We start from the raw sequence: 12,955 nt of genomic DNA, 5'->3' as shown, positions 1-12,955 counted from the left end.
CCTTGATCAGTTCCCACTCCAGGAGAGTTACGTGACTGACGCCGTGTCCTACCCCGCTGACGGGTTCGCCCTGTTTCCCGACCGCTCCGTGGTCGCCCTCCGTGTCAACGGCGAGCTGAAAGACCTCGCCACGACCGTGCAGGAGACGGATGCCGTCGAGCCCGTCGCGATCGACAGCCCCGACGGTCTGAACATCCTCCGCCACTCTGCCGCGCACGTTCTCGCGCAGGCGGTTCAGCGCATCAACCCGCAGGCGAATCTCGGCATCGGCCCCCCGATCACCGACGGCTTCTATTACGACTTCGGCGTCGAGCATCCTTTCACGCCCGAGGATGTGAAGGCGATCGACAAGGAGATGCAGCGCATCGTCCGCGAGGGCCAGCGCTTCGTGCGCCGGGTCGTCACCGACGACGAGGCGCGCGCCGAGCTCGCGGAGGAGCCGTTCAAGCTCGAGCTCATCGGACTCAAGGGCGGATCGAAAGAGGCCGCCGAGGGCGCGTCGGTCGAAGTCGGCGCCGGCGAGCTCACGATCTACGACAACGTGAACCGCGACGGCGAGACGGTCTGGAAGGACCTGTGTCGCGGACCGCACCTGCCCAGCACCCGGACGATCGGCAACGGCTGGGCGCTGCAGCGCGTCGCCGGGGCGTACTGGCGCGGCAGCGAGAAGAACCCCCAGCTGCAGCGCATCTACGGCACCGCATGGCCCACGAAGGACGAGCTGCGCGCCTATCAGGCTCGCCTCGAGGAGGCCGCGAAGCGCGACCACCGCAAACTGGGCAAGGAGCTGGATCTCTTCTCCTTCCCGGACGAGATCGGGTCGGGCCTGTCGGTGTGGCATCCCCGCGGCGGCGTGGTTCGCGGCGAGATGGAGCAGCACGCGCGTCGACGCCACATCGCGGGCGGATACACCTACGTCTACACGCCGCACATCTCGAAGGAGGACCTGTTCCTCACCTCGAATCACCTCGTCACGTACAAGGAGGGCATGTTCCCGCCGATCGTGATGGACGAGGAGCGCGACGAGCACGGCGAGATCACCAAACACGGCCAGGACTACTACCTGAAGCCGATGAACTGCCCGATGCACATCCTCATCTACAAGGAGCGCGCACGCAGCTATCGCGACCTGCCGATGCGACTCGCCGAGAACGGCACCGTGTACCGCAATGAGCTGTCGGGCGCCTTGCACGGCCTCACCCGCGTGCGCGGCTTCACACAGGACGACTCGCACCTGTTCGTCACCCCTGACCAGCTCGAGGGCGAGGCGACCCGTGTGCTCGAGTTCGTCATCTCGATGCTGCGCGACTTCGGCCTCGACGACTTCGAGCTGGAGCTCTCGATGCGCGACGACGAGAAGTCGAAGTGGATCGGCACCGACGAGTTCTGGGACTACTCGACCAATGCACTGCGCAACGTCGCCATGGCCAGCGGCCTGAAGCTGACCGAGGTGCCCGGCGAGGCGGCGTTCTACGGTCCCAAGATCGACCTGAAGACCAAAGACGCGATCGGGCGCACATGGCAGCTGTCGACGGTGCAGGTCGACCCGAATCTCCCCGACCGCTTCGAGCTCGAGTACACCGATCGCGACGGCCAGAAGAAGCGGCCGATCATGATCCATCGGGCGCTCTTCGGCTCGATCGAGCGGTTCTTCGCGATCCTGCTCGAGCACTATGCCGGCGCTTTCCCGGTGTGGCTGTCGCCGGTGCAGGTGGTCGGCATCCCCGTCGCGGACGAGTACGCCGACTACCTCGGCGAGGTCATCTCGCAGCTGCGCAGCGAAGGCGTGCGTGCGGAACTGGACCACAGCGACGATCGCATGCAGAAGAAGATCCGCACCCATACGACGCAGAAGGTGCCGCTGCTGCTGATCGCGGGCGAGCAGGACCGCTCAGGAGGAACGGTATCGTTCCGCTTCCGGGACGGCTCGCAGGAGAACGGCATCCCGATCGCGGATGCAATCCGCCGAGTGCGCGAGAGCATCGAGACGCACGCTCTGGTGAGCACGGCGCAGGACTTCTCGTGAGCGACGCCGCGCGTGCGGCGACCGTCCCGGCTCCCGAGGTCGTCGGGGAGAGCGGGACGGATGCCGCAGACGCGGCGCTCATCGACGCCGCGACGCTTCCGGGAGTGCCGGACGAGTTTCAGCGACTGTGGACGCCTCACCGGATGGCGTACATCCAGGCGGGTCCCGAAGTGCTGCGCAAGGCCTGCCCGTTCTGCGAGGCTCCGGAGAAGTCCGATGAGGACGGTCTCATCGTCTTCCGAGGACGCACGTCCTACGCGCTGCTGAATCTCTTCCCGTACAACTCAGGCCACCTGCTGGTGTGCCCGTACCGGCACATCGCCACCTACGACCAGGCGACCGCCGAAGAGGTCGCGGAGATCGCGGAGCTCACGCAGCAGGGTATGCGCGTGCTGCGGTCGGTGTCACGCTGCGACGGCTTCAACATCGGCATGAACCAGGGGAGCGTTGCGGGAGCCGGCGTGGACGAGCACCTGCATCAGCACATCGTTCCGCGCTGGGCGTCCGATGCCAACTTCTTCCCGATCATCGCGAAGACCAAGGCGCTGCCGCAGCTGCTGGGCGACGTGCGACGTGCGGTCTCGGATGCCTGGAGCACCGGCGCAGGAAACGCCTGAGTCAGCGCACCTGCTGGGCCGCGAACTGCAGGCGCGGGTTCGCATAGGCGTCCTGCGACTCGATGAGCTGCAGTTCGCGCTCGCCCGACGCGTGCGTGCGCTCGAGCAGATCGAAGACGCTCGACGTCGTGCGCGCGAGCGCGTCCGCGGCATCGCCGGTGCGCAGGTAGTGGGCGGTGAACAGAGCGGCCGTCACATCGCCCGAGCCGTTGGCCTTCATTGCGATGCGGGGCGTCTGCACGATCCACGCGCCGCGGTCGTCCACGGCCAGCATCTCGATGGTGTCTGCGGGCCGATCCGGGCGCTCGACGCTGGTCACGAGCACCGTCGAGGGGCCGGTGGTGCGCACGCGGTCGACGGCATCGAGCGTCGATTCGAGGGTGTCGGGCGTCGTGCCGGTCAGGTAGCCCAGCTCGAACTGGTTCGGGGTGATGATGTCGGCTGCCGGAACGACGCGCTCGCGCAGCAGCTCGGGGATCGCCGGAGCCACGAAGCAGCCCGACGTGGCATTGCCCATCACCGGGTCGCACGCGTACACGGCGGACGGGTTGGCCGCTTTGACACGAGACACCGCGTCGAGGATCACGTCCGCGATGCCCTCCCCGCCCTGGTAGCCGGACAGCACGACGTCGATCTGGGGGAGCACCCCGCGCTCCTCGATACCCAGGATGACGTCGCGGACGTCGTCGGGGCTGATGAGCGGTCCGCGCCACGCGCCGTAGCCGGTGTGGTTGGAGAAGTTCACCGTGTACACGGGCATGACCTCGACGCCGATGCGCTGGAGCGGGAAGACGGCGGCCGAATTGCCGACGTGACCGAAGGCCACCGCGGACTGGATCGAGAGGATCTTCACCGCTCGATCATGCCACTTCCCACCGTCGCGGTCCGTCCGCGCACCGCCCGCACGGCCGCCGCGATATCGGCGGCGAGCTGCTCGGTGTCGGCATCGTCGAGGTCGTGCACCGTGAGCCGGAGGCGCTGGGACGCCACAGGTACCGCGCCGAGGACGAACTCGTCACCCGTGCGTGCCAGCCATCCGCGCCGCATCAGCTGCTCCGAGACGGCTCGGGCCGCGACGGGCAGACGCACCCAGAGGTTGAGACCGTCGCTGGCCTCGGTCGCAAGGCCGTGTGACGTCAGCCGTTCGGCGAAGGCGGCGTTGCGCGCGGCATAGTGGCCCGCGGCGGCCTCGATCGCCGCCATCACCTCGGGATCCGTGACCAGCGAGTGAGTGAGCCGCTGCAGGAGGTGACTCACCCACGTGGTGCCGGGAGTGAGGCGCATCGCGAGACGCTCTGCCGTCTCGGGATCGGATGCCGTCACCGCGAGGCACATGTCGGGTCCGAGGAACTTCGAGACCGATCGGATCAGCGCCCAGCGGCGATGGTCCGGCCCGATCAGCGAGTGGTACTCGCGGCGGGAGAGCATCGAGAAGTGATCGTCCTCGATCACCAGGACGTAGGGGTGCTCGCGCAGCACGTCGCGCAGGTCGGCCGCGCGTCGGGCGGTGAGGCTCGCACCGGTCGGGTTCTGCGCCCGAGGCGTGCAGACGACCGCTCGCACACCCTGCGCGAGTGCCGCGCGGAGACCGGCGACCGTCATCCCCTCCTCATCGACCGGCACAGCGACAGGGCGATATCCGCCGAGGCGGACGGTGTGAATGCTCGCGAGGAAGCACGGGTCCTCGAGCGCGACGGCGTCGTCGCGCGTCAGCGCCTGCGCGAACAGCCGCTCGACGGCATCGGCAGCACCGCTCGTGATCGTGAGTCGCATCGACGCGGCCGGCGCGAGGCCGTCGCTCATCCATGTGTGCGCCCAGTGCTCCAGGTCGGGGTCGATGACCGGCTCGCCGTAGAGAACCGGGCGCCCGGCCATGCTCGCCAGAGCGTGCAGCGGATCGGGGATGAGATCGGGATCGGGGTTGCCGGTCCCGACATCGCGCAGCACGCTGTCACCGGCGAAGCCCTCCTGGGCGACGGGCGCGCGGTCGACGACCCGGGTGCCGCCGCGCCCTCGCGCGATGATCACGCCGGCCTGCGCGAGCTGGCGATACGCCGCGACGACGGTGTTGCGGTTGACGCCCAGACTCTCCGCCAGTGCCCGCACGGGCGGCAAGGAGTCGCCGGCGCGCAGCGTGCCGCGCTCGAGGAGCGCGCGCAGGCTGTCGGCGATCTCGGCCGCTGAGCCGCCGGTGATCTCGTGGTTCATCTCGTGGTCCATCGCCTTCCCGAGTGTAGGGCGCGGTACATGATATCTTTTGGCCTAGGCCAATGGCTCGCATTGTCCGCACCGCCCGCGCGCACCGCGCGACCCATCGAAAGGGACCCCTCGTGACTACCCCCGACACGGGAACCAACCGCGTCAAGCGCGGCCTCGCCGAGATGCTGAAGGGCGGCGTCATCATGGACGTCGTCACCGTCGAGCAGGCCAAGATCGCCGAGGACGCCGGCGCCGTCGCCGTCATGGCGCTCGAGCGGGTTCCCGCAGACATCCGCGCCCAGGGCGGCGTGTCGCGCATGAGCGACCCCGACATGATCGACGGCATCATCGAGGCCGTCTCGATTCCGGTGATGGCCAAGGCCCGCATCGGCCACTTCGTCGAAGCCCAGGTTCTGCAGGAGCTCGGTGTCGACTACATCGACGAGTCCGAGGTGCTCTCGCCGGCCGATTACGTCAACCACATCGACAAGTGGGGCTTCACCGTCCCGTTCGTCTGCGGTGCGACCAACCTCGGCGAGGCGCTCCGCCGCATCAACGAAGGCGCTGCGATGATCCGCTCGAAGGGCGAGGCCGGCACGGGCGACGTCTCGGAGGCGACCAAGCACATCCGCAAGATCCACAGCGAGATCAACGTCCTGCGCTCGATGACGAAGGACGAGCTGTATGTCGCCGCCAAGGAGCTGCAGGCGCCGTACGAGCTCGTCGCCGAGATCGCCGAGACCGGCAAGCTTCCGGTGGTGCTGTTCGTCGCCGGCGGCGTCGCGACTCCCGCCGATGCGGCCATGATGATGCAGCTCGGCGCGGACGGCGTCTTCGTCGGGTCTGGCATCTTCAAGTCGGGAAACCCGGCCGAGCGCGCGGCCGCGATCGTGAAGGCGACGACGTTCTACGACGACGCGAAGGTCATCGCGGAGGTGTCGCGGGGCCTCGGCGAGGCCATGGTCGGCATCAACGTCAGCGACCTTCCCGCACCGCACCGTCTCGCCGAGCGCGGCTGGTGACGACACCTCGACCGCGCGTCGGGGTTCTCGCGCTGCAGGGGGACGTGCGCGAGCACGCGCACGTCCTCGCTGCACTGGGCGCGGAGGTCTCCCTGGTGCGCCGCCCGTCCGAGCTCGCCCAGGTCGACGGCCTCGTGCTCCCGGGCGGCGAATCGAGCGTCATCGACAAGCTGTCGCGCGCCTTCGGCATGCGAGAGCCGATCCGCGACGCGATCGACGCGGGTCTGCCCGTGTACGGCACCTGCGCAGGGCTGATCCTGCTCGCGGACCGCATCGTGGACGGGATCGAAGGGCAGCAGACCTTCGGCGGACTCGATGTGACGGTGCGGCGGAACGCCTTCGGCAGCCAGGTCGACTCGTTCGAGGTCGATCTCGACATCCCGGTCCTCGGACCGCCGTCGGTGCACGCGGTCTTCATCCGCGCCCCCCTCGTGGAGGCCACCGGTGACGGAGTGCAGCGCCTCGCGACGCTGGCGGACGGACGCGTCGTCGCCGTGCGAGCGGGATCCCTGCTGGGAACGTCATTCCACCCCGAGGTCACGGGCGAGCACCGGTTCCACCGGCTGTTCCTCGACATGGTGGACGCCCGACTGTCTTAGAATGGTCCGTCGGTGGATGTGGTGCCGGCGAGCGAACGGCGTCGGCCGAGGATCCGCCGACGCGCAAATCAGGAGGACCATGTCCGGGCATTCCAAGTGGGCGACGACCAAGCACAAGAAGGCGGTCATCGACGGCCGTCGTGCGAAGTCGTTCGCGAAGCTCATCAAGAACATCGAAGTCGCTGCGAAGCTCGGCGGCGCCGACCTGTCGGGCAACCCGACCCTGTACGACGCCGTGCAGAAGGCGAAGAAGACCTCGGTCCCGAACGACAACATCGACCGCGCGATCAAGCGCGGAGCGGGAATCGGCGGCGACGCCGTCGAGTACACGTCGATCATGTACGAGGGCTACGGTCCCAACGGCGTCGCACTCATGATCGAGTGTCTGACCGACAACAAGAACCGCGCCGCCGCCGAGGTGCGTACCGCCCTCAGCCGCAACGGCGGAACGCTGGCAGACCCCGGCAGCGTGGCCTACAACTTCTCACGCAAGGGCGTCATCATCGTCTCGGGCGAAGGCACCACCGAGGATGACGTGATGCTCGCCGTGCTCGAGGCAGGCGCCGAAGAGGTCGAGGCGCACCCGCAAGGGTTCGAGGTCGTCACCGAAGCCTCCGACCTCGTCACCGTGCGCTCCGCGCTGCAGGACGCCGGGATCGACTACGAGTCGGCCGACATCGAGTTCGTCCCCGATCTCAAGATCGAGATCGATGCCGACACCGCGCGCAAGATCTTCCGCCTCATCGATGCGCTCGAAGACAGCGACGACGTGCAGAACGTGTTCAGCAACTTCGACCTCACGCCTGAAGTGCAGGCCGAGCTCGAAAACGACGACAACGACTGATCAGTGACGGATCCCGCGGGCGGGCGCGCCTGCGCCGCGGCATCCGGGCACTCGCCTACCGTGGGGGAGTGACGCCCGTCTCCTCCCGCGGTTCCCTCCGCGTCCTCGGCATCGACCCGGGCCTGACCCGGTGCGGCGTAGGCGTCGTAGACGTCGCACCCGATCGCTCCGCACGGCTCGTCTATGTGGGCGTCGTGCGATCCGATCCCGGCGATCCGATCGAGGCACGACTCGCGCTGATCGCCGCAGGCCTGCGCGCCGTGGTCGACGCGCACCATCCCGATGTCGTCGCAGTCGAGCGCGTCTTCGCCCAGCACAACCGCTCGACGGTCATGGGAACGGCACAGGCCAGCGGCATCGCTCTCCTGATCGCGGGGGAGCGCGGGCTGCCGGCGGCGACGCATACGCCGTCCGAGGTGAAGGCCGCGATCACCGGCTACGGCTCCGCCGACAAGCGGCAGGTGCAGGCGATGGTGGCACGCGTGCTGCGACTCGACGAGCTGCCCAAACCCGCCGACGCGGCCGACGCGCTCGCCCTCGCACTCTGTCATGCGTGGCGCGGCGGAGGCGCGGTCTCCGCGGCATCCGGGCCGCTCACTCCGGCGCAGCGGGCCTGGGCCGACGCCGAGCGCGGAGCACGTCGCTAGCGTGTCGCTCGAACAAAGCTCCGAACGACGGCCGTAGGCTCGACGTATGATCTCCTCCGTCCGCGGCACCGCCGTGCACATCGATGCGGATTCCGTCGTGGTCGAGGTGGGCGGCGTCGGACTGCACGTCGCCGTCACGCCCCAGATCGCGCGCGCGACCCACCTCGGCGAGCCCGTGACCCTGCATACGACGCTCATCGTGCGCGAGGACTCTCTGTCACTCTTCGGGTTCGAATCCCGCGACGAGCTCGCGGTCTTCACACTCCTGCTCGGTGTCACCGGCGTCGGGCCGAAGTCCGCGCTCGGCGTGCTGGCGACGCTCTCGGTGGCACAGATCGCGGATGCCGTCTCGGCCGACGACGACGCGCCGTTCCGACGCGTCTCGGGCATCGGGCCGAAGACGGCGAAGCTGATCGTGCTGCAACTGGCGGGCAAGATCGTGTCCACACGACCGGCCGCGTCCGGCCCTGATGCCGCGGGCACCCCTGCGGTGCCCGCACAGGTCGTGCAGGCACTGGTGGGTCTGGGCTGGTCGGAGCGCATCGCGGTCGACGCCGTCGAGACCGTGGCAAGCGACGCCGGCGAGTCGGACCGCACCTCGGTGCCCGCCTTGCTGCGCCTCACGCTCGCCGCTCTCGGCCCCGCACGGAAGGAGACGGTCGGTGGATGACGTGCGAGAGACGGGGGAGCCGGTCGACGAGACCGAACTCGCGATCGAGGGCGCGCTGCGACCGGCATCGCTCGCGGAGTTCATCGGACAGCAGAAGGTCCGCGGGCAGATGCAGCTGCTGCTGGACGCCGCGCGGATCCAGCAGCGATCAGCCGACCACATCCTGCTGTCAGGCCCGCCGGGTCTCGGTAAGACCACCCTCGCGATGATCGTGGCCCACGAGGTGGGCCGACCCCTCCGCATGTCGAGCGGGCCGGCGATCCAGCACGCGGGCGACCTCGCGGCCCTGTTGTCCAGCCTCATGCCGGGCGAAGTCCTGTTCATCGACGAGGTGCATCGCATGGCGCGCTCGGCCGAAGAGATGCTGTACCTGGCGATGGAGGATTTCCGCATCGACATCATGGTCGGCAAGGGCGCAGGGGCGACCAGCATTCCGCTGGATCTCGCGCCGTTCACGCTCGTCGGCGCGACCACCCGCTCGGGGATGCTCCCCAACCCGCTGCGGGATCGCTTCGGGTTCACGGCCCACCTCGAGTACTACGAGCCCGAAGAGCTCGAGCGCGTGATCGAACGTTCCGCCGCCATGCTGGGAATCGCCGTTCCGCCGGGCCCGCGCGCCGAGATCGCACGGCGATCGCGCGGCACGCCCCGCATCGCGAACCGACTGCTGCGCCGCGTCCGCGACTACAGCATCGTGCACGGCAACGGCCGGGCCGCGGACGCCGCGATCGTCGACGCCGCATTGGAGTTGTACGACGTCGATGCGATCGGCCTGGACCGACTCGACCGTGCGGTGCTCGATGCTCTCGTGCGACGATTCCGCGGCGGTCCCGTCGGTCTCGGCACACTCGCCGTGACCGTCGGCGAGGAGGCCGATACGATCGAGTCGGTGGTCGAACCGTACCTCGTGCGGATCGGGTTCATGGGGCGCACTCCGCGCGGCCGTATCGCCATGCCGGTTGCCTATGCGCACCTCGGCGTGCCGACGGTCGACTCGGTGCTGGGTATCGATGACCTATAATCACTGAAGGCTTTCGCCCACCCCCCTCATGCAAGGCAGTGCCGCCCTGGCGCGCCTGACCCGAAAGGTGCACCCGGCTCCATGGATTTCTTGAGCAACTACGGCCTGATCATCCTTTTGGTCGTCCTCCTGGTCTTCATGTTCTGGAGCTCGCGTCGACGCATGCAGAAGCAGAAGCACGAACAGGAAGAGCGCGCCCGCCAGACGGTTCCCGGCGCCGAGGTACTGCTGCAGGGTGGTCTCTACGGCACGATCATCTCGTACGACCCCGAGAACCTCGACCAGCCCGCGATCGTCGAACTCGCTCCCGGTGTCGAGATCAAGGTCCACAGCCAGTCCATCCTCCGCGTCGTCAACCCGACGATCGGTGCCGTCACCGAAGACGATTACCTCGCGGCCGAAGAGAGCCACGCCGAATACGCGGAGGGCGTCGCCAACGGCGACATCACCTCGGTGAGCGACGACCACAACGCCGCCGCGACCGACGACACCGACCCCGACGCCGGCCCCAAGTCGCGAGACTGACCGTCTGACCCTCTGCCCGCAAGGGCATCTGCAGAAAGCGAAGACGTGGCGACATCCACTCCCGTCCGGCATGCGTGGCGCGCCCTCACCGGCCTTCTCGCCATCACGACCATCCTGTTCGGAATCAACGCGCTCGGCGTCCACGTCTTCAGCGAGAGCTCGTGGACCCCTGAGCTCGCCCTCGACCTCCAGGGCGGCACGCAGATCGTCCTCGAGGCCCAGACGGCGGACGGCGTCGAGCCGACGAGCGAGCAGATGCAGCAGGCGGTCACGATCATCCGTCAGCGCGTCGACGCGTCCGGCGTCGGCGAGGCGGACGTCACCACGCAGGCCGGCAACCAGATCGTCGTGCAGATCCCCGGTCAAGCCGACGAGGAGACCCGCAACCGGATCGAGGCGTCCGCCCAGCTCCAACTGCGTGCCGTGCTCTACACGGGCGACCCCGCCACGTCTTTCGTCGGTGAGGACGGCAGCGCCACGCCGTACCCCACCCCCGACCCGGCGCTCAACGCGACGCCGACCGTGGCGCCGACGAACGGCAGCGACCCGAACTGGATCACCGACGCGCTGTACGCGCAGTTCCTGGCGTATGACTGCGCCGACCCCGCGAACGACCCCGCGAACGCCCCCGCCGACGAACCGCTGATCACGTGCGATGCCAGTGGCACGGTGAAGTACATCCTCGGTCCCGTCGAACTCGACGGCTCGTCGATCGACGATGCGACCTTCGGCCTGCAGCAGACCAACAACCAGTGGGCGGTCAACCTCCAGTTCGACGCGGAGGGCACCACGACCTTCGGCGAGATCAGCCAGCGCCTGTACGGTGCGACCGCGCCGCTGAACCAGTTCGCCTTCGTCCTCGACGGCTCCGTGCTGTCGGCGCCGTCAATGAACGGCGTCATCCTCGACGGCAAGCCGAGCATCACCGGCAGCTTCACGCAGGAGACCGCGAAGACCCTGGCCGACCAGCTCAAGTACGGCGCTCTTCCCCTCAGCTTCACCGTCGAGAGCTCGAACTCGATCTCGGCGACCCTCGGCTCGCAGCAGCTGCAGATCGGGCTGATCGCGGGTCTCATCGGACTCGCTCTCGTCGCGATCTACTCGCTCATCGTGTATCGCGCGCTCGGCTTCGTCATCATCGCCTCGCTCGTCGTGATGGGTGTGCTCACCTACCTCACACTGTGCATCCTGGCCTGGCGCATGGGCTTCCGCCTGTCGCTCGCCGGTGTCGCCGGACTCATCGTGACGATCGGCTTCACCGCGGACTCGTTCATCGTCTACTTCGAACGCATCCGAGACGAGATGCGCGACGGAAAGTCGATCACGAGCGCCGTCGAGGACGGCTGGGGGCGCGCGAAGCGCACCATCTACATCTCGAAGTCGATCAACATCCTCGCCGCCGTCGTGCTCTACATCCTGGCCGACTCCACGGTGAAGGGCTTCGCCTTCACTCTGGGGCTCACCACCGCGATCGACGTGCTCATCTTCATCCTGTTCACCCACCCGGTGATGCAGCTGCTGGCGCGCACGAAGTTCTTCGGTTCGGGGCATCCGCTCTCGGGCCTCGATCCGACGGCCCTCGGCGCCGTGTACCGCGGCAGGGCGCAGTTCCGCGCCCCGGCCGCAGCAACCGCCGACACGGCCGCGGGTCGCCGCGCCGCCAAGTCGCGCGGAGAAGCCGAGCGCCGCCAGACCATCGCCGAGCGCAAGCAGGCGGAGCTGGCAGGCGCCGGTGTGAAAGACAGTTCCACATCCGCCTCGACCGCCAAGGAGGGAGACCGCTGATGCGCTCCATGAGCCAGTTCGGTAACGACCTCTATACCGGCAAGACCTCTTTCCCGTTCGTCGGGCGACGCAAGCTGTGGTTCCTGATCGCGGCGATCCTCGTGCTCGCCTCGGCGCTCGTTCCGCTGTTCCGCCCGATCCAGTTCTCGATCGAGTTCACCGGCGGATCGCAGTTCACGGTCAGCGGCGTCGCGACACCGGTCGATCAGTCCCTCGCCACCGATGCCGTGCATTCGGTCGTCCCCGACGCCGCCACGAAGGTGGTGACGATCGGCGAAGATACCGTGCGCGTCCAGACCGATCAGATGACGGATGCCGACAGCCGCGAGGTCTCGACCGCACTCGCCGACATCTACGAGGTTCCCGAAAGCGAAGTCAGCGCCTCGTTCATCGGTCCCAGCTGGGGCGAGGACGTCACCCGGCAGTCGCTCTGGGGACTCGCGATCTTCCTCGCTCTGACCTTCCTGATCCTCGCGCTGTACTTCCGCACGTGGAAGATGTCGGTCTCGGCGATCATCGGCCTCGTCGATGTGCTCGTGATCACCGTCGGTGTCTACGCGCTGTTCGGCTTCGAGATCTCGCCCGCCGCGGTCATCGGATTCCTCACGATCCTCTCGTATGCGCTCTACGACACGACGGTGGTGTTCGACAAGATCAGGGAGAACACGGACGAGGACGGCGAGGTGTCCGGCCGCACGTTCGGCGAGTCCGTCAACCTGGCCGTCAATCAGACGTTGATCCGCTCGATCAACACCACGGTCGTCGCGATCCTTCCCACGGGAGCGATCCTGTTCATCGGCGCGCTGTGGCTCGGCGCGCAGACGCTCACCGATCTTTCGCTGGCGATCTTCGTGGGAACGATCGTGGCCGCGTATTCGACGATCTTCGTCGCTGCGCCGCTGTACTCGCTGCTCCGCGAGAACGAACCCACGCTCAAATCGCGCGACGAGCGCATCCTCGCCGCTCGAGAGCTCGCGGGAACGCCCGCCTGACCTGCGCC

Annotated in this window: 13 protein-coding genes; 11 read left to right on the top strand and 2 right to left on the bottom strand. The window is 68.0% G+C overall.

Annotated features, from left to right (window positions below; genetic code table 11):
• The first annotated feature begins 31 nt into the window (after positions 1 to 31).
• Positions 32 to 2,026 carry a threonine--tRNA ligase gene (gene thrS, locus KEC57_RS08075; RefSeq protein WP_229384056.1) on the top strand — a complete coding sequence of 665 codons (1,995 nt, stop codon included), beginning with the start codon at positions 32 to 34 and terminating at the stop codon, positions 2,024 to 2,026.
• Positions 2,027 to 2,106: 80 nt separating this feature from the next.
• Positions 2,107 to 2,643 carry an HIT family protein gene (locus tag KEC57_RS08070; protein ID WP_229384414.1) on the top strand — a complete coding sequence of 179 codons (537 nt, stop codon included), beginning with the start codon at positions 2,107 to 2,109 and terminating at the stop codon, positions 2,641 to 2,643.
• A gap of 1 nt (position 2,644) precedes the next feature.
• Here the strand turns inward: KEC57_RS08070 and pdxY are convergent, their stop codons facing one another.
• Together pdxY and KEC57_RS08060 are read right to left on the bottom strand one after the other, a co-directional pair.
• Positions 2,645 to 3,496, bottom strand: coding sequence for a pyridoxal kinase PdxY (gene pdxY, locus KEC57_RS08065; RefSeq protein ID WP_229384055.1), 852 nt, complete (start codon positions 3,494 to 3,496; stop codon positions 2,645 to 2,647).
• The gene (locus KEC57_RS08060) at positions 3,493 to 4,851 is read right to left on the bottom strand and encodes an aminotransferase class I/II-fold pyridoxal phosphate-dependent enzyme (RefSeq protein WP_229384413.1); all 1,359 of its coding nucleotides are present in this window, start codon (positions 4,849 to 4,851) and stop codon (positions 3,493 to 3,495) included. The genes pdxY and KEC57_RS08060 overlap by 4 nt, the downstream gene beginning before the upstream one ends.
• Before the next feature lie 122 nt (positions 4,852 to 4,973).
• Here KEC57_RS08060 and pdxS point away from each other — a divergent pair, with 122 nt between their 5' ends.
• The 9 genes from pdxS (at position 4,974) to secF (ending at position 12,947) form a co-directional block, all read left to right on the top strand.
• On the top strand, positions 4,974 to 5,864 hold the full coding sequence (gene pdxS, locus KEC57_RS08055) for a pyridoxal 5'-phosphate synthase lyase subunit PdxS (RefSeq protein WP_308187584.1): 891 nt from the start codon (positions 4,974 to 4,976) through the stop codon (positions 5,862 to 5,864).
• The gene (pdxT, locus tag KEC57_RS08050) at positions 5,858 to 6,463 is read left to right on the top strand and encodes a pyridoxal 5'-phosphate synthase glutaminase subunit PdxT (RefSeq protein WP_229384411.1); all 606 of its coding nucleotides are present in this window, start codon (positions 5,858 to 5,860) and stop codon (positions 6,461 to 6,463) included. Before pdxS ends, pdxT begins: the two co-directional genes overlap by 7 nt.
• Positions 6,464 to 6,542: 79 nt before the next feature.
• Entirely contained in the window at positions 6,543 to 7,307 is a 765-nt protein-coding gene (locus KEC57_RS08045; RefSeq protein ID WP_229384054.1) for a YebC/PmpR family DNA-binding transcriptional regulator, read from the top strand.
• 68 nt (positions 7,308 to 7,375) lie between these two features.
• Positions 7,376 to 7,954: a crossover junction endodeoxyribonuclease RuvC gene (gene ruvC / locus KEC57_RS08040; protein ID WP_229384053.1), complete on the top strand. Its 579-nt coding sequence runs from the start codon at positions 7,376 to 7,378 to the stop codon at positions 7,952 to 7,954.
• Positions 7,955 to 8,000: 46 nt separating this feature from the next.
• Entirely contained in the window at positions 8,001 to 8,624 is a 624-nt protein-coding gene (ruvA, locus tag KEC57_RS08035) for a Holliday junction branch migration protein RuvA (protein WP_229384052.1), read from the top strand.
• Positions 8,617 to 9,645: a Holliday junction branch migration DNA helicase RuvB gene (gene ruvB / locus KEC57_RS08030; protein ID WP_229384051.1), complete on the top strand. Its 1,029-nt coding sequence runs from the start codon at positions 8,617 to 8,619 to the stop codon at positions 9,643 to 9,645. The genes ruvA and ruvB overlap by 8 nt, the downstream gene beginning before the upstream one ends.
• 81 nt (positions 9,646 to 9,726) lie before the next feature.
• Positions 9,727 to 10,170, top strand: a complete 444-nt coding sequence (locus KEC57_RS08025; RefSeq protein WP_229384050.1) for a preprotein translocase subunit YajC — start codon at positions 9,727 to 9,729, stop codon at positions 10,168 to 10,170.
• A gap of 45 nt (positions 10,171 to 10,215) precedes the next feature.
• Positions 10,216 to 11,955, top strand: coding sequence for a protein translocase subunit SecD (secD, locus tag KEC57_RS08020; RefSeq protein WP_229384049.1), 1,740 nt, complete (start codon positions 10,216 to 10,218; stop codon positions 11,953 to 11,955).
• Positions 11,955 to 12,947 carry a protein translocase subunit SecF gene (gene secF, locus KEC57_RS08015; protein WP_229384048.1) on the top strand — a complete coding sequence of 331 codons (993 nt, stop codon included), beginning with the start codon at positions 11,955 to 11,957 and terminating at the stop codon, positions 12,945 to 12,947. The genes secD and secF overlap by 1 nt, the downstream gene beginning before the upstream one ends.
• Positions 12,948 to 12,955: the final 8 nt, after the last annotated feature.

Source organism: Microbacterium allomyrinae, assembly GCF_020682705.1.
In the GTDB taxonomy this organism is placed as follows: Bacteria; Actinomycetota; Actinomycetes; order Actinomycetales; family Microbacteriaceae; genus Microbacterium; species Microbacterium allomyrinae.
The sequence above is the reverse complement of the archived record's forward strand: the minus strand, read 5'-3'. Positions and strand labels throughout refer to the sequence as shown.